An 18,186-nucleotide genomic window follows, 5' to 3' on the forward strand; every position below is an offset into this window, starting at 1 on the left:
CTCACCTTCCGTCTAATGTTCCATCTATATCCATTACATAAGCTATTACTTTAGCTACTACATCATAGAGCTCATAGGGAATAGATTCCCCTACATCTACATTAGTAAGTAAATTTGCAAGTTCTTCATCGTAAACCACAGGAACATTATTATCCTTTGCCTTTTCTAATATTTTATCCGCAACATATCCCATACCCGCTGCCGTTACCACAGGTGCATCATAATTTTGTTCATATCTTAAGGCAGCAGCCTTTCTCTTTTTTTCCATATCATTCACCTCAAAGTAATTTATGCTCTTGCATTTACATTACCTAAAAAATTATCATTAAAAAAATCTCTACAATTTATTATATCAAACTTCTCTTCCTTTTTATCTACAGTTATACATATATTATAATTTAAATTTGTCAAGGAGTCTGAAATTCTTTTAGTATTATTTTTTAGTAAGTTCATAAATTCTTTTTGAGATTTAATATTAATATCCATATTGCTATTATTTACACTTATAAAGGCATCCACTTCTCCCATATTCTTAGTATTAATCGATGCTGCTATTTTTACACTCTTACTATCTATTTTTTTACCTTTTTTTCTTTCATCCTTTATTATTAATTTACATTCATAATTACTATTATCCATATTTATAGGCACATCCATGTAATAATATTGATTAGATACAGAATTAAACACTTTAAAATCATTTATATGTTGTTTTAAAAATGCAGATATTTTCCCATCTGATAATATATTTTCATCTTTAATATTTTTTAAAAGAGAATTTATAGTATTTTTAATTTCTTCTGTTTTAATATCTATATCTTGCTTTATCTTCTCAGATAGTATTTCTATATCCTTATGCTTAAAACTTTCATTCTTATTGAATTTTTCTTCTATATTTCCATTTTTCTCTGTTATTAAATTTTCAAGTTGAACTTCCGTTGTATTTTCTTTTTTTAAATTCAAGCTATCATCTAATTTAGTATTATCATTACCATTTTTATTTAAATTTATTTGATTTGGCTTTATATCTTGTTTTATATCATTTGGTAAATCCTTAGATAACCTTTTAAACTCCTCCAATACTGAATCACTAAAGTCATCTTTGTTTAAGCTTAATATACTATTCTTTAGAAGTTCCTTAGATGCATTGCTTTCCTTAGATACATTACTTTGCTGAGATATATTGCTTTCTTTAGATATACTGCTTTCTTTAGATACACTACTTTGCTGAGATATACTGCCTTCCTCAAATATATTACTTTCTTTGATAATATTATAAATAGGTGTTCTTTCTTCCTTAAATATTCTCTTGAAACTATCTATATTTTCAGAGCTTAGTTTTATATTATTCTCCATAAAGGTAATAATTTCTTTTGAGTTTAACTCTCTAAGTTTGCTAAAAAAAACCTTAAGGTTTTCTACTATATTTTTGCCTTCTGCCGAACTAGGATTTATATTTTTATTTAATAAATACTTATTTATAAATGTATCAATATAATTTTCATCCCTATTCGCATTTTCCTTAAAACTCTCTATGGATATAATATTTATTATATTTTCCTTTGTAAGAGGTATATTATGTTTTATCATATCTCTCAAAAGTCCGTAGTCTTCTTTTTTTATATTTAAATTTTCATTTTTCAAAAGATTCTCTAAAGAAGTATCTTGTATAATTTCCTCTTGAATTTCTTGTCTTACAATCTTAAGCTTAATTTTCCCATCTTCAAAACCTTCAACTTCAAATTTTATTAGTTCTTCTGGGATAAACTCCAAAGGCTTCTCAAGCTTACCCGAAAACTCCCATCCATCTAAAAGTTTTAATAAAATGTCTTGTCCTGTTTCTTCTAGAGATATTATTCTTGCAGCAAAAATCTGTCCTATTTCAAAGGATATTTTCCCTTTAATTTTATTTGAGTTTATATTGTAATTACTGTTTATATTTAAAATTCCCGCCATAAAGCCTACCCCTCCTTTTTTTATCCTATTATCGATTAATTTATAGTAAACCTAAATCACATTAAAAATAAAATGGCAGCATCTAGCATTTACTAGATTGCTACCATTTTAAATTAATTGCTTCGTGCTGCCTTTTTAGCCTCACTATGAATTAGTGGAGACACACTCTTATAAATACCAAGAGTTATAGCTGATACCACAACTCCTTTTATTAGATTAAATGGAACTATAGACCATAATATGAATGTCTTTAAATCCTTTATAGCTGGATTAACTGCACTTCCCATTTTAACAAAAGCTTCCATAGGAATATGAAGTACATTTTGATAAAGTGGTAAAAATAAATAATAATTAAGAACTCCTGCAACTATAGACATAAAAACACTACCTATTAGCAATGCTAATATTGCTGTTCTTCTTGATTTATTGTATTTATACATATAGCCTGCTACAAAAACCATGGCTCCTCCTACTAAGAAGTTAGCTAGTTCCCCTACAAAAGCTGTTTTTGTTCCCATTAATCCATGTATTATATTTTTAAATAATTCTATTATTACGCCCTCAACAGGTCCTAATGCAAAGGCTCCTAATAGTGCAGGTATATCACTTGCATCAATCTTTAAAAACTCAGGAAAAAACGGTAATGGTAATTCAATATATTGAATTAAAAATGCTATAACACTTAATAAGGAAATTTTAATAAGTTTGTTCAATCTAAAGTCTCTCATACTTTAACCCTCCTAATTTTATATATCTTCTTTGGGTTAGGCATAATAAAAGCCCTGACATTATAAAATAACGTCAGGGCGAAAATAGCAATGAACTATTATACCTTCTTTCATCCAGACTATACTGTCGGCTTCGGAATTACACCGAATCAGCCTTTCGGCTCGCGGGCTTTACCGCCGGTGGGGACTCACACCCCGCCCTGAAGATAAAAATTAATTTTATTATTAATTTTTATTATATTAATATTATATGTCATAAAAAGCTAATTTTCAACTGGAATTTGTGTAAATATAAATTAACCCATGTCTTTCATACTTAAAGATATTCTCTTCCTTTTTTCATCTACTTCTAATATTTTCACTTGAACTATGTCTCCCACCTTCACTATATCTAAAGGATGTTTTACAAAGTTATCAGAAAGTTGGCTTATATGAACTAGGCCATCTTGATGTACTCCTATATCTACAAAAGCCCCAAAGTCTGCAACATTTCTTACTGTTCCCATAAGCATCATTCCTGATTTTAACTGATTTATATCAATAACTCCAGTTTTAAGTATTGGCTTAGGCAATTCTTCTCTAGGATCTCTTCCTGGCTTTTTAAGCTCTTTTATTATATCAATTAGCGTAGGAACTCCCATATTTAGCTTTTCTGCCAACATTTCTATTCCAACTGCTTCAGCTCTTTTATCTATATCTTGAAGTCTTTTATTTTTTAAATCATCTTCAGTATAATTAATGAGTTTTAAAAGATTTTTTGCTACATTGTAGGATTCTGGGTGAACAGAAGTATTATCTAATGCATCTTTGCTTTCTAATACTCTTAAAAAACCTGCACACTGTTCAAAAGCCTTAGCCCCAAGTCTTTTTACCTTTAAAAGCTCTTTTCTACTTTTGAACTTACCATTTTCTTCTCTATAAGCTACTATATTTTGGGCTATAGATGAATTTACTCCTGAAATATAAGTTAAAAGAGATGGTGTAGCTATATTTAAATCAACACCTACATTGTTTACACAATCTTCTACTGTTCCCTTTAAAGATTCATCTAGCTTTTTAGCAGTTACATCATGTTGATATTGTCCTACCCCTATTGACTTAGGATCTATCTTTACCAGCTCAGCTAGCGGATCTTGAAGCCTTCTGCCTATAGATACAGCTCCCCTTATAGAAACATCTAAATCTGGATATTCCTTTGCCGCAAGCTCTGATGCTGAATATACAGAAGCCCCAGCTTCTGAAACTATTACATAATATAAGTCTTTTCCCTTTTCTTCTTTTACTTCTTTTATAAGCCTTCCTATAACTTCTTCTGATTCTCTACTTGCTGTACCATTTCCTAAGGATATTACATCTACATCATGTTTGTATATAAGCCCTTTTAAAATCTTTATAGAACCTTCTACATCATTTTGAGGCGCTGTGGCATAAACTGTAGCTTTCTCTAAAAACTTTCCTGTATCATCAAGTACAGCTATCTTACATCCTGTTCTAAATCCAGGGTCATAACCTAAAACTACTTTACCCTTTATAGGCGCCTGCATAAGAAGTGCCTTTAAGTTAGCTTTAAATATATTTATAGCTCCTTCTTCTCCCTTGCTTGTAAGCTCTGCTCTTATTTCTCTTTCTATTGATGGGTATATAAGTCTCTTAAGCGAGTCCTCTACACTATGTTCAAGGTATGCGTCAGTGTTTTTATTTCCCTTTAGTACCTTGCTTTTTAAATACTGTATTATTTTTTCCTGTTCCACAGTTACTTTAACTGATAAAATTTTTTCTTTTTCTCCTCTATTTATAGCAAGTATTCTATGAGAAGGTATATTTCTTACTGCTTCTTTATAATCATAATACATCTCATAGGTCGTAGGTTCCTTGCTTTCACCCTTAGTTTCTATAAATCCTTCTCTAGCTACCAGATTTCTAATCCACTTTCTAAAATCCGCCTCATCAGATATTATTTCACTTATTATATCTTCAGCTCCTTGAAGTGCTTCTTCTATAGAATTTACTCCCTTTTCTTCATTTATAAATTTAGAAGCATATTCTCTTATATCCTCTTTAAATTCCCCACCTAATATAACTTCAGCTAAAGGCTTTAATCCCTTTTCCTCTGCTATAGTTGCACGTGTTCTCTTTTTAGGTTTAAATGGCCTATATATATCTTCTACTTCTGTTAAGGTTTCGCATTTTACAATGCTTTCTTTAATTTCATCTGTAAGCTTTCCTTGTTCTCCTATAATCCTTATAACGTCTTCTTTTCTACTTTCTAAGTTTGTTAAATAGTTTAGTCTTTCATAAAATTCTCTAAGTATAGTATCGCTTAGTCCACCTGTCGCTTCTTTTCTATATCTAGCTATAAAAGGAATGGTATTGCCTTCCTCTAATAATCCTATTACGCTTTTCACCTGACTTAAACTTATATTAAGTTCCCTTGAAAGTCTTTCATCAATGTTACCCATGTTATATATCCCTCCAATTAAAATTAAGTTTTCTATCAAGAGTTATAATACCCATTAAAATTTAATATATTTTATGGAAATACTTTATTTGATAAGGAGAATTTATGTTAAAAAAATTCCTATATTATTGTACCACATTATTTCTTATTGTTTTCTATTTTAGCTTTAATTTATTTACTGACATAAAACCCTTTGAAAGTTATAATGTACTTAAAACAATAGAAACACTATCTTCTGATAAATATGGCGGAAGGCTTGCTGGAACTCTTGAAAATATGGACGCTGCCTCTTTTATAAAGGAAAAGTTTCAAGAAAACGGTCTTACTCCTTTTTACGATAATTATTACCAATTCTTTACTACTAATTATCCAAACAAAATAGAGGGCACTCCTACTCTAAAAGTTATAAATACAAAAGGAGATGTAGTAAAGGAATACTCTTATGGAAAAGACTATAAGGAAGACCTTTTAAACTTTAAGGAAAATAAGGTCACATTTTCAAAAAATGAATCTTTGTTTAAAGAAGATCTTATAAAAGTAGATAAAGGAGATACAAATGTAATATTTTATGTACCTGAAGGAGATAATCTTTCCTTTAGAAGTTCCTTCATGTATGAAGCTCCTTTAGACATGTATATAATGATTAAATCTTCTACAAAAAAGGATTTAGAAAGATTTATTGGGCTTGGATATATGGTTGAATGCTTTATTCCCTTTGAAGTTAAACAAGCTTCCATTCCAAATGTAGTTGCAAAAATTAAAGGTAAAAAACCTAATTACTCTCCTATAGTATTAGGTGCACATTTTGATCATTTAGGTAATGATTTAGAAAGAAACTTATATGGTGGGGCACTAGACAACGCTTCTGGAATATCCTTTATAATCGAAATGAGTAAATACTTAAAGTCTCTTGGAGTTCCTGAAAAGGATATAGCATTTGTAGGATTTAATGCTGAAGAATTTGGTTGCTTAGGTTCAGCAGAGTTTGTTAAAGAGTATAAACCTATACTAACAAATAGCAAGGTTTTTAATTTTGATATGATTGGAACTAATAATTCAGCTCCTCTTTGTATCATGGGTGGAAAAGAAGACACTGTAAATAATTCCTTTATAAAATCCGCCGCTGGTACCTGCACTAGAAATAAGATATTTTTTAACTATTTATTTGATGACTCCAGTGACCATTCTTCCTTTAGAAAAGAAAATATAGATGCTATAACTTTTATAGACAATGATACTACTAGTATTCATACTCCTAATGATAAGGCTTCCTTTATAAGTGTGAAAAATATTGATAGGTGTTTTAACGTAGTATATAAGGAAGTTATAAAATATGCTTTTGGAAACAATCCATTGTATCTTTACTATAAGCAAATGCTAATAGCTTCAGCCCTTTTAACACTTATTAGCTTATTTACAATATCAAAAATTAAAAAAAGCGTAAATAATAAAATATCTAAATAAAAATTAATATTTAACAAATAATAGCTAATGCAGAAAGTTGTTCTAAGCCAACTTTCTGCATTAATTATTATCTATTAGCTACTTTTAAGATATGCATTTATAAATATATCTATTTCTCCATCCATTACAGCACTTACATTGCTGGTTTCTGTTAGAGTTCTATGATCCTTTACTAAGCTATATGGATGAAATACGTAAGACCTTATTTGACTTCCCCAACCTATATCTTTAAGCTCTCCACTTAAATCTTCTATTTTTTCTTTATGCGCCGCTTCTTTAAGTTCAATAAGTTTAGCCTTAAGCATTTTTAGCGCTGTTTCACGGTTTGAATGCTGACTTCTCTCATTTTGACACTGTACCACTATTCCTGTAGGTATATGAGTAATTCTGATTGCAGACTCTGTTTTATTTACATGCTGTCCGCCTGCTCCACCAGATCTATAAGTATCTACTTTTAAATCATCAGCATTTATATCTATATCCTGGCTTTCTGTAAGCTCAGGAAGCACTTCAAGAGCTGCAAAGGAAGTTTGTCTTTTACCATTTGCATTAAATGGTGATATTCTTACAAGTCTATGTATTCCCTTTTCTGCTTTTAAATACCCATATGCAAAATCACCTATTATATTCAAAGTAACTCCTTTAATTCCAGCTTCATCTCCTGGTAAAAAGTCAATGGTTTCTACTTTGTATCCTTTCTTTTCTGCCCATCTTGTATACATTCTAAGAAGCATTTCAGTCCAATCTTGAGCATCTGTACCTCCAACTCCTGCATGGAGAGTAATGATTGCATTATTTCTATCATATTCTCCAGAAAGCATTATCTCTATTCTAAGTTCTTCCATTTCTTTATTTAAGTCAGATACTTCTTTTAATATAGATCTAACTTCTGAATCATCTTGTTCCTCTGCGATTATATCTATAAGTTCTTCACTATCTTGAACTCTAGTTTTTAAATCATTAAATTTATCTATTCTATCTTTAAGAAATTTTTCTTCTTGTGTTACTTGCTGTGCTTTATTTAAATCCTGCCAAAAATCCGGTTCTTGCATTATATTATGCAGTTCCTCTATTCGTGATTTAAGCTTTGGCAAGTCAAAGTGAACCACCTATTTCTTTTAAAGTGTTTTTCATGCTAGCTAAGCTTTCCTTTGCTTCTTCTAATTTTATAAGCACCTTAACTTCACCCCTTTATAATTTTATTTATTGTATAGCAGAATGGAGAAGTAGTAATCCCATCTTCTCCATTCAAACAACAATTATATTAAACTTTAATTAAGCTTCTCTTCCACAGCAATTTTTATACTTTTTGCCGCTTCCGCATGGGCATAGGTCATTTCTTCCTACTTTGTGTTCCCTTTTTACAGGTTCCTTTTTTACTCCATCTCCACCTTCATAGTTAGTAGCAGTTTCTTTTGCTACTCTCTCTCTTTCAGGAGCACTTTGGATTTGAACATGGAATAAATATTTTACAGTATCTACTTTGATACCATAAATCATTTCATCAAACATTTCACTTCCTTCAAACTGGTAAGCTTGAACTGGGTCTTGCTGCTTATATGCTCTAAGTCCCATACCTTGCTTTAAGTGATCCATGTTATCAATATGATCTATCCATTTAGTATCAACAACTCTTAATATTATGACTCTTTCTATTTCTCTCATTTGTTCAGAAGTAAAGTCTTCTTCCTTTTCTGCATACATATTTTCAGCTATAGTTAAAAGTTTCTCCTTTATTTCTTCATGAGACAATACTGATAGTTGCTCAACTTTTACATAATCCTTTGGTAAATATATATCTTCAAGGTAATCTATAAGTTTTGCTATATCGGCTTCAAGTTCATCTTCTACTCCTGAAATATGTGAATCCACTGCAGCATATATAACTTCTCTTATCATTTGCTGAACTTGATCCTTTAAGTCTTCTCCTTCTAAAACTTCAGAACGTTGTTTGTATATTATTTCTCTTTGCTTATTTATAACATCATCATATTGAATAAGAGTTTTTCTTACATCAAAGTTGTTACCTTCTACCTTCTTTTGAGCATTTTCTATAGCTCCGCTAACCATTTTGCTTTCTATAGCTTCATCATCACCAAGGCCTAATTTTTCAACTATTCCCTTTAACTTATCAGAACCAAATATTCTCATAAGATCATCTTCTAATGATACAAAAAATCTTGACTCACCTGGGTCTCCCTGACGTCCTGAACGTCCTCTTAACTGATTATCTATTCTTCTAGATTCATGTCTTTCTGTACCTATTATCTTAAGTCCGCCGGCTTCTGTTACTCCTTCCCCAAGCTTAATATCGGTACCACGACCTGCCATATTTGTTGCAATAGTTACCATACCATATTCACCAGCATGAGCTACTATTTCAGCTTCCTTTTCATGATACTTAGCATTAAGAACTTGATGTGGAACTCCCTTCTTCTTTAACATTTCAGAAATAAGCTCAGACTTTTCAATGCTTACGGTACCTACAAGTGCTGGCTGACCTTTTTTATGTGTTTCTATTATATCCTCTACTATGGCTTTATATTTACCCTTTGCAGTTTTATAAATCACATCTGGCTGGTCTTTTCTTATAACTGATTTATGAGTTGGCACTACTATAACATCTAATCCATATATTTCTCTAAACTCGCTTTCTTCTGTCAATGCAGTACCTGTCATACCAGAAAGCTTTTTAAATATTCTAAAGTAGTTTTGATAAGTTATAGTAGCTAAAGTTTTAGATTCTCTCTCTACTTTAACGCCTTCCTTTGCTTCTATGGCTTGATGAAGACCATCACTATATCTTCTTCCTTCCATTACTCTTCCTGTAAATTCATCTACTATTACTACTTCATCATCTTTTACTATATAGTCCTTTTCTTTTTTCATCATGTAATTAGCCTTTAATGCTTGAACTACGTGATGTTGGACTTCCATATTTTCTGGATCTGCATAGTTTTCTAATCTAAAGTATCTTTCAGCCTTTTCTATACCTTCATCTGTAAGTATTACTGAATTTGCCTTTTCATCTGTAGTAAAATCTTTTTCCTTAACTAATGATTTAGCAAAATAATCTGCTACCTTATAGAACTCTGTTGATTTTTCTCCTTGGCCAGAAATTATAAGTGGTGTTCTAGCTTCATCTATAAGTATTGAGTCAACTTCATCCACTATAGCAAAGCTAAGAGGTCTTTGAACTCTTTCTTCTTTGTATATAACCATGTTATCTCTTAAATAATCAAATCCAAACTCACTATTTGTTCCATATGTAATATCTGAACTATATGCTTCTTGTCTCTCTGATGGTTCTAATTCATGTAAAATAACTCCTACCTTAAGTCCTAAAAACTCATACACAGGATTCATTATGTCTCTATCTCTTTTTGCAAGATAGTCGTTAACTGTAACTATGTGGACCCCTTTACCTGATAGTGCATTTAAATATGCTGGAAGTGTTGCAACCAAAGTCTTTCCTTCACCTGTTTTCATTTCTGCTATTCTTCCTTGATGAAGGACAATTCCTCCCATAAGCTGTTCTCTATAGTGCTTAAGGCCTATAGCTCTCCATGAAGCTTCTCTAACAACTGCAAATGCTTCTACTAATATATCATCTAAAGTTTCACCTTTACTTAATCTCTCCTTAAATTCTAAGGTTTTATTCTTTAACTCTTCATCGCTTAATGATTTTATTTTTTCATCTAGCTCATCTATTTTATCAACCATAGGTATTATTCTTTTTAATTCTCTATCACTATAACTCCCGAATATCTTTTCCATTAAACCCATATTTTTCATCCTCGCTATATAAAATATTTATTGTATACCCTATAGATTATAACATCTAATTTATTTGTATTCAACTTATTGTAATTATAATAATAAAAGAGGAGGTTACTCCTCCTCTTTTACTATCTTTCTGGTTCTATTAAGCCATAATCTCCATCTTTTCTCTTATAAACTACATTTACTTTTCCATTTTCATCACTTTCAAATACATAGAAATTGTGCCCTAAAAGTTCCATTTGAAGCACAGCCTCTTCTGCGGACATTGGTTTCATTGCAAATCTCTTTGTTCTTACTATGGCTGGTTCTGAAGTATCCATATATTGATCTTCGAAACTTGGAATATATTGAAATCTTAAAGAATCTCCATTGTTTCTTCTTTGAAGTTTTGTTTTCTGCTTTCTTATTTGTCTTTCTAATTTGTCCAATACTAAATCTATGGATGCATACATATCATCGCTAGTTTCTTCTCCCCTTAATATAACTCCATTAAAAGGTATTGTAACTTCGATAGTATGATCGTTTTTATAAACACTTAAGGTAGCATTTGCCTCTACATCTGGACTAAAATACTTGCTAAGTTTGTCCAGCTTCTTTTCTACTATGTTCTTCAAAGCATTTGTTAGTTCTATATTCTTTCCTTTTATAGTTACTCTCATTGTCTTCAGCCCCTCTCTTTAACTCTTAATAGAGTAATGTCTTGTTGTTAATTCTATTTTAATACGAATTATACCAAATAACAAGTAGAATTTTTGGAATTTACAAAATATTAAATTAAATTTCAAAATACATCAACATTTCGACAAAAAAATAAAATCTTATTGCTTAAAACAATAAGATTTTTATATTAAGTTAGCTGACCTGATCTTTGACCCCACACTCGCCTGCTGGAGCTTTTGCTACCCAGAATTACCCTCTCACTACTTACACTCTCGTTAAGATACAAAATGTATCTCTTCGGCAGGACTTACCTCTAAGCCGCACCATGATCATTAAACATTTTATTTAACTTACGTGGATCGTTTTGCCTGCGACTGGCATCGACTTTCAATCACAAACCTAACTTAATATAAAATAATTATACCTTACTTTTTGCCGCAGTCAAGATATTTATTTTTTCCACTCCACATTTTATGAGTTCATAGGAACAAAAATATGCTGTAGCCCCTGTAGTAAACACATCATCCACCAACAGTACTTTTTTATTTTTTAGCATTTGTGATTTCTTAATTTTAAAACAATCCTTCATATTTTCCCATCTCTGTTCTTGACTTAACCCTATTTGATCTTTAGTTTCCTTTGTTTTTGTGAGGCAATTTATTACAGGTATATTAAATTCCTTACTTAGTAAATTGCATAAAAATTTACTTTGATTATATCCTCTAAGCTTTAATGACTTTTTAGTCATAGGCACATAAGTTATAAAATCTATATCATAGATGAAGTTCCTTATCCTATCTTTCATATAATAAGCTATTATCTCTCCACTTTTAAAATCACTCTTATATTTGAGCCTTCTTATAAGTTCCATCATAGTTCCAGTATAATATGCAGCACTGTAGCAATTTACAAGCTTATCCAAACACCTCATAGTGTACACATTATGAGATAGAACTATATACCTCTTGCATTCATCACATAAGCCGCTTTCCTCTAAATACCTTTCACATATTATACAGTGAGATTTACCATCATATATAACTTCAAAAATACATTCCTTAATGAATTCTAATAGCTTAAGAAACCCATATCCCATGCCTCTTTATTAAAACTCCTTGCCAATTCTTTAGCCTTATCCATATCCTCTGTTTCTTCATTAGATACATATATAACTTCCTTAAAATTTGATTCATAGCAATTTATAACTCCACAAAAGTGAAACAACTTTTTATAATCATATCCCTTATAATCTGCGAAAAATACCATTAAATTTGCATTTGCAAAGTAGGTAGGTATATTTTCAAAGGTATATGTTATAAGAACTGCACTTTTCACTTTAGCAAATTTTAAAAAACTTCTTTCTTTCCCCTCTTCCCAAGAACATAACACACTCTTATTTAATTTTTTGCAGTAAAATCTTATATAATTAGCTACCTTTAACCCCTTTTCTAAATCTGGTATATATATTACTACCTTTCTATCTTCATAAAGGGACCATTTTAAATAATCATATATTATATATGGTATATCTTCTTCTAAATTTATCTTAGTAGTTATGGTTCTAGGTTCAACAATAGGATGAGGCCATTCACTTATAGGTATGATTATTTCCCTTTTTCCCTTAAATATACTTTCTACTCCACAATATATAAACTTCCCCTCACTTTTACTCATCCTTGCCATTATGTCTATGATTTCATATGAAGTATGACGAGGAAATGCTCTAGTATCATCAAATATAACCAAATCAAAATCCTTCATAATTTTTAACGCATTAGCTGCCTTAGCTATAATAAATTTGCTTTTGAGTTCAATATCTCCTCGTCTCAAATAACTGTACCCTCTAAAACTGCTATTTTTTTTTATTTTTTCTAAAATATCCACATACTCTTCATCTTCATTGCTTATATATAATATACTTTTTCCTTTATTCATATAATCCAAAATACTATATATAAATATATCTGTAGATGCACAAGGAATGGTTATAATATTTAAAAATTGTTCATTTGAATATAACCACTTTTCTATTAGTTGAGATACTTTTTTTCTTTTCTCTCTGATTACAGCACTTTTAGTATTCATATACTTCACTCCATCACTAATCTTCTATAGCATTTTCTAAAACATTAGCTATTCTCCATTTTAGTAAAGAATATCTTTCAAAACTTCTATTATTATCTATCATAAATTTCATAGCCTTTATCGAACCTACTAGTACTACTAATTTCTTTGCACGCGTTATTCCTGTATAAAGTAAATTTCTATTCATAAGCATTGGAGGTCCCATAAACATAGGTATAATAGCCACAGGGAACTCACTTCCCTGACTTTTATGTATGGTTACGGCATATGCTAGATCTATCTCATCTAAATAGGTATCTTCATAAACTACTTTTCTTTCTTCATCAAATATTATACTTAAAGTATTTTCTTCTTCATTTATTTCATCTATATATCCTACATCTCCATTAAATACCCCTATTCCTTCTTCTTCTCCATCACCTTTAATTCTCTTCCACTTCAAAGCATAGTTATTTTTTATCTGCATTACCTTATCTCCAACCCTAAGTACATTATCTTTAAATTTCTTTTCATTTTTCCACTTAGCAGATGGATTTAATACTTCTTGAAGGCTTTTATTAAGATTTTCTACTCCTAATAAGCCCTTTCTCATTGGAGTAAGTATTTGTATATGCTTTTGTTTATCCCATTCCTTATTAAACTTAGGTAATCTTTCACTTATAAGCGCCATTAATATATCCGATGTAGATGAGTTTTCTTCACTATTTATAAAATAAAAGTCCTTATCCTTTCCATTTAGTAAAGGCATTTCTCCATTATTTATTTTATGTGCATTTACAGTTATCATGCTTTGTGAAGACTGCCTAAAGATATCCCTAAGCCTTATTACCTTAACACAATTACTATCAATTAAATCTCTAAGTACATTTCCAGGGCCAACAGATGGAAGCTGATCCACATCCCCAACAATTATAAGTCTAGTTCCAAGGGCTATAGATTTAAGAAGATTATTCATAAGCATTATATCCATCATAGATGCCTCATCTATAATCACTACATCGCATTCTAGTGGAGTTTCTTCCGTCCTTGAAAATATCATATCCTCATCTTCTCCTGCTCCCATTTCTAAAAGCCTATGAATAGTTTTTGCTTCTTTTCCAGTGGCTTCTGTCATTCTCTTTGCAGCTCTGCCAGTAGGTGCCCCCATAAAAACTCTAAGTCCATGTTTTTCAAATATATATGTAATGCAATTTATTATGGTTGTTTTTCCTGTTCCAGGACCTCCAGTTATAATTTCTACTCCACTAGATACTGCACCCTTTATAGCTTCTATTTGAGAGGGTGCAAAGGATATTCCCCTTTCTTCCTCAAACTCCATTATTTCCTCTTCTACATTTAACTCCAACTCATCATATTTTGCTATAGCTAAGGTAAGTATTTTCTTGGTTACTCCAAGTTCACAATAATAATATGGAATAGTGAATATACATTCTTTATTATCCACCGTTTCTACTTTTATTTTTCCATGAAATGCACTTTGCATTATTCCCTCTTTTATATTTTCATCATCTACTCCTAATATATCTCTTCCTTCACTCAAAAGCTTTTCTGCAGGCATATAAGTGTTCCCTAATGCGCAAAATTGATTTATTATATAATTTATTCCACTTTGTATTCTAAAGGATGAATTTAAGTCTATTCCTAGACTTCTTGCAATTTTATCCGCAGTTTTAAATCCTATTCCTGAAATCTCTTCTGTTAATATATATGGATTTTCCTTTACTATTCTTACAGAATCAGCTTTAAATCTTTTATATATTTTCACACATTGATTAGGAGTAACTCCATAGCCTTGAAAAAACATCATTACAGTTCTTAATTCTTTTTGTTTACCATAGGACTCACATATAATAGCTATCTTTTTTTCTCCTACTCCTTCTATTTCCCTTAACTTATTTATATCATTTTCTAATATATTTAAAGACTCTTCTCCAAACTTCTCCACTATTTTTTTAGCAGTTACAGGCCCTATCCCAGCTATTACTCCTGATGCTAAATATCTTTCTATACCACTTACAGAATCAGGAACCATTTCCTCACAGCTTTGGACTTTAAACTGTTCTCCAAATTGAGGATGAACTGCCCACTGTCCCTTAAGCTTTAATCCCTGTCCTTCACTAATATAGGGAATGCATCCAACAAAGGTTGTATAATAACTTTTATTGTCTTTTAATCTTGCTACTACATAACCATTTTCATCATTTTTAAATATTATCGAATCTACAATTCCCTGTATTTCTTCCATATAATCTTCTCCTGTTCTACTTGATACTATAAGGCGATATTTATAATATAATTATAACATAATTATATTGATTAAATAAAAAACTCCCTTCATCAATTTGAAGGGAGTTTTCACTACTATAAATATTTTTTTATTTCTTCTACCTTATTAAGCTTTTCCCACGGTAAATCTAAGTCATTTCTTCCAAAATGACCATAAGCTGCTACCTGTCTGTAAATAGGTCTTCTAAGATCAAGATCTCTAATTATCGCACCTGGTCTTAAATCAAATACGTTATTTATTATTTCAATGATTTTATCATGTTCAACTTTGTTAGTTCCAAAAGTTTCAACTTCTATGGATACTGGGCGTGCAACACCTATAGCATATGCTAGTTCTATTTCAAGTTTATCAGCTATTCCAGCTGCTACTAAATTCTTAGCAACCCATCTAGCCGCATAAGCTGCAGATCTGTCAACCTTTGTTGGATCTTTTCCTGAGAAAGCTCCACCACCATGTCTTCCATATCCACCATAAGTATCAACAATAATTTTTCTTCCTGTAAGTCCAGTATCTCCTTGTGGACCTCCAACAACAAATTTACCAGTTGGATTTATATAATACTTAGTTTTTTCGTCTAATAATTCAGCTGGAATAACTGCTTTTATAACGTGCTCCATTAAATCCTTATTAATTTGTTCCTGTGTTACTTCAGGTCCATGCTGAGTAGAAATAACAATAGCATCTATTCTCACTGGTTTATCATCTTCATATTCAACTGTAACCTGAGTTTTCCCATCTGGTCTCAAATAATCTAATGTTTCATTTTTTCTAACTTCTGTTAGTCTTCTTGATAATCTATGAGCCATAGCTATTGGCATTGGCATAAATTCCGGAGTTTCAGTTGCTGCATAACCAAACATCATGCCTTGATCTCCTGCACCAACAGACTCAACTTCGTCTTTACTAGCACCTCTTGATTCTAATGCATCATTAACTCCCATTGCAATATCAGGAGATTGCTCATCTATTGAAGTCAACACTGAACAAGTATCAGCATCAAAGCCATACTTAGCTCTTGTATATCCTATCTCTCTTACTGTCTCTCTAACAACTTTAGGAATATCAACATAACATGATGTTGTTATTTCTCCCATAACCATAACCATGCCTGTTGTAGCTGTAGTTTCACATGCAACTCTTGCTTTAGGATCTTGAGCTAATATAGCATCTAATACAGCATCAGAGATTTGGTCACAAATTTTATCTGGATGCCCTTCAGTAACGGATTCTGATGTAAATAATCTTCTCATTTCTGCACCTCCATCGAAAAATATAATATGTAAAATAAAAACCTCTTCGATAAGAAGAGGTATAATTTGCATTCCTCTCTTATCTCGCAGAACTAACCTGCTGGAATTGGCACCTTGGTACAGAGTACTTGGTTGCCGGGTTTCATAGGGCCCTTTCCCTCCACCTCTCTTGATAAGAGCTTTTTATTAAATTTACTAGCATATCTTAGCACAATAATAATCTTGTGTCAATATTAAGTTTAATTATTATACATCATTTCAATACATTATACAAGTTACTACAGCAAATGAATATAAAAAAAGACACCTTTTGGTGTCTTTGGTGGAGGAAGATGGATTCGAACCATCGAAGTCGATGACAACAGATTTACAGTCTGCCCCCTTTGGCCGCTCGGGAATTCCTCCATATAATGGAGCTGGCAATAGGAATCGAACCTACAACCTGCTGATTACAAGTCAGCTGCTCTACCGTTGAGCCATGCCAGCATATGGATATATTTAATTATTGTGGTGGAGGAAGATGGATTCGAACCATCGAAGTCGAAGACAACAGATTTACAGTCTGCCCCCTTTGGCCGCTCGGGAATTCCTCCATTATTAAGCTTTATAACTTACTAAACAAGTTAATAACCTTATTATCAAGCTATCTCAGCGCGTTTCCGCACTTAATAACTTCAACATGGATTAGTATACAATCTTATAAGTTAAATTTCAAATGCAATATTAAGTCGCCACATAAGATCTGCTTTACTATACTTCATCTTATTCTCATTTCCTCTACTTTAAGCCATTATTTTATTATATTTATCATATTTTTTATAGTTAATTTGGCTAATAAAAATTAACATTATCTAAAAAACACCTTTTTCTTTTAATATTTAATGTACAACTCTCATATAAATTATTAAGGGAGGTGTAACTATTGAATAAAGCTAGAACTCATTTTAATGATTCTTTAGGATATTGTAAAATTGGAGAGTTTATAAAAGATTATATTATGGAAGACACTATAATAGTATGTGTAGGTACAGATAGATGTATAGGAGATTGCCTTGGCCCATTAGTTGGCACCATGCTTAAAGATAAAAATTTTCCTCTCCCAGTATTTGGAACCATATCTGATCCTATACATGCTTTAAATTTAGATAGAAAGTTATACGAAATAAATTTGCTTCATCCTAATGCAAATATAATAGGCATCGATGCATGCCTTGGCGATGAAGATAATGTAGGAGAAATACAAGCTAGGGATTATCCAATTCATCCTGGAAAAGGCGTTGGTAAAACCCTCCCCCTTGTAGGAAAGTCCTCTATAATAGGAATTGTAGACTCAAGTGATGCAAATGTATTTAATAATAACAATATACGTCTTAGCTTAATCTTTAACATGGCCAAAGTAATCTGCGATGCTTTGTCTCATGCTCATAATTTAAGCTCTAACACTCCATCAAATATCAAAGATTTCCTGGTATAAAAAATAAGTGCTTTCGCTTATATTTAATAAGACGAAAGCAC

Annotated in this window: 13 protein-coding genes, 3 tRNA genes and 2 riboswitches; of the genes, 2 read left to right on the forward strand and 14 right to left on the reverse strand. The window is 31.4% G+C overall.

Annotation, left to right across the window (positions count from 1 at the left end; genetic code table 11):
• Position 1 precedes the first annotated feature (1 nt).
• The 4 genes from CRN98_RS06235 to CRN98_RS06250 form a co-directional block, all read right to left on the reverse strand.
• Positions 2–268, reverse strand: a complete 267-nt coding sequence (locus CRN98_RS06235; RefSeq protein WP_097026566.1) for an EscU/YscU/HrcU family type III secretion system export apparatus switch protein — start codon at positions 266–268, stop codon at positions 2–4.
• A 20-nt stretch (positions 269–288) separates the two neighbouring features.
• The gene (locus CRN98_RS06240) at positions 289–1,956 is read right to left on the reverse strand and encodes a hypothetical protein (protein ID WP_097026567.1); all 1,668 of its coding nucleotides are present in this window, start codon (positions 1,954–1,956) and stop codon (positions 289–291) included.
• Positions 1,957–2,069: 113 nt separating this feature from the next.
• Positions 2,070–2,684 carry an ECF transporter S component gene (locus tag CRN98_RS06245; RefSeq protein WP_097026568.1) on the reverse strand — a complete coding sequence of 205 codons (615 nt, stop codon included), beginning with the start codon at positions 2,682–2,684 and terminating at the stop codon, positions 2,070–2,072.
• 98 nt (positions 2,685–2,782) lie between these two features.
• A riboswitch (FMN riboswitch) is annotated at positions 2,783–2,896 on the reverse strand.
• A gap of 84 nt (positions 2,897–2,980) precedes the next feature.
• A complete protein-coding gene (locus tag CRN98_RS06250) occupies positions 2,981–5,143 on the reverse strand; it encodes a Tex family protein (RefSeq protein ID WP_097026569.1) in 2,163 nt (720 codons plus the stop codon).
• 104 nt (positions 5,144–5,247) lie between these two features.
• Between CRN98_RS06250 and CRN98_RS06255 the strand changes: the two genes are divergently transcribed.
• Positions 5,248–6,606, forward strand: coding sequence for a M28 family metallopeptidase (locus tag CRN98_RS06255; protein WP_097026570.1), 1,359 nt, complete (start codon positions 5,248–5,250; stop codon positions 6,604–6,606).
• Positions 6,607–6,680: 74 nt separating this feature from the next.
• On the opposite strand, the gene prfB is transcribed toward CRN98_RS06255, so the two are convergent.
• From prfB to CRN98_RS06305, 10 genes are all read right to left on the reverse strand, one after another.
• Positions 6,681–7,782 (reverse strand): peptide chain release factor 2 gene (gene prfB / locus CRN98_RS06260; protein ID WP_179631981.1). Its coding sequence is split into 2 segments (ribosomal slippage): positions 6,681–7,703 and positions 7,705–7,782, totalling 1,101 coding nucleotides; the frame shifts between segments, so codons are not numbered across the junction.
• A gap of 99 nt (positions 7,783–7,881) precedes the next feature.
• On the reverse strand, positions 7,882–10,392 hold the full coding sequence (gene secA, locus CRN98_RS06265) for a preprotein translocase subunit SecA (RefSeq protein WP_097026571.1): 2,511 nt from the start codon (positions 10,390–10,392) through the stop codon (positions 7,882–7,884).
• 122 nt (positions 10,393–10,514) lie between these two features.
• A complete protein-coding gene (hpf, locus tag CRN98_RS06270) occupies positions 10,515–11,048 on the reverse strand; it encodes a ribosome hibernation-promoting factor, HPF/YfiA family (protein ID WP_097026572.1) in 534 nt (177 codons plus the stop codon).
• Positions 11,049–11,467: 419 nt separating this feature from the next.
• Complete coding sequence (locus CRN98_RS06275; RefSeq protein WP_097026573.1) at positions 11,468–12,145, reverse strand: ComF family protein; 678 nt, start codon at positions 12,143–12,145, stop codon at positions 11,468–11,470.
• On the reverse strand, positions 12,118–13,134 hold the full coding sequence (locus CRN98_RS06280; protein WP_097026574.1) for a hypothetical protein: 1,017 nt from the start codon (positions 13,132–13,134) through the stop codon (positions 12,118–12,120). Before CRN98_RS06280 ends, CRN98_RS06275 begins: the two co-directional genes overlap by 28 nt.
• A gap of 16 nt (positions 13,135–13,150) precedes the next feature.
• Positions 13,151–15,379 (reverse strand): SF1B family DNA helicase RecD2, encoded by a 2,229-nt coding sequence (recD2, locus tag CRN98_RS06285; RefSeq protein ID WP_097026575.1) that lies wholly within the window; start codon positions 15,377–15,379, stop codon positions 13,151–13,153.
• 116 nt (positions 15,380–15,495) lie between these two features.
• The gene (metK, locus tag CRN98_RS06290; RefSeq protein ID WP_097026677.1) at positions 15,496–16,671 is read right to left on the reverse strand and encodes a methionine adenosyltransferase; all 1,176 of its coding nucleotides are present in this window, start codon (positions 16,669–16,671) and stop codon (positions 15,496–15,498) included.
• A gap of 76 nt (positions 16,672–16,747) precedes the next feature.
• Positions 16,748–16,850, reverse strand: a riboswitch (SAM riboswitch).
• 141 nt (positions 16,851–16,991) lie between these two features.
• A tRNA-Tyr gene (locus tag CRN98_RS06295) sits at positions 16,992–17,076 on the reverse strand.
• A 6-nt stretch (positions 17,077–17,082) separates the two neighbouring features.
• Positions 17,083–17,157: transfer RNA gene (locus CRN98_RS06300), tRNA-Thr, on the reverse strand.
• A 22-nt stretch (positions 17,158–17,179) separates the two neighbouring features.
• Positions 17,180–17,264: transfer RNA gene (locus CRN98_RS06305), tRNA-Tyr, on the reverse strand.
• 329 nt (positions 17,265–17,593) lie between these two features.
• On the opposite strand from CRN98_RS06305, the gene yyaC reads away from it, so the two are divergent.
• Positions 17,594–18,145, forward strand: coding sequence for a spore protease YyaC (yyaC, locus tag CRN98_RS06310; protein WP_097026576.1), 552 nt, complete (start codon positions 17,594–17,596; stop codon positions 18,143–18,145).
• Positions 18,146–18,186 lie beyond the last annotated feature (41 nt).

It is taken from the genome of Clostridium peptidivorans (assembly GCF_900205925.1).
Taxonomy (GTDB): Bacteria; Bacillota; Clostridia; order Clostridiales; family Clostridiaceae; genus Clostridium_AK; species Clostridium_AK peptidivorans.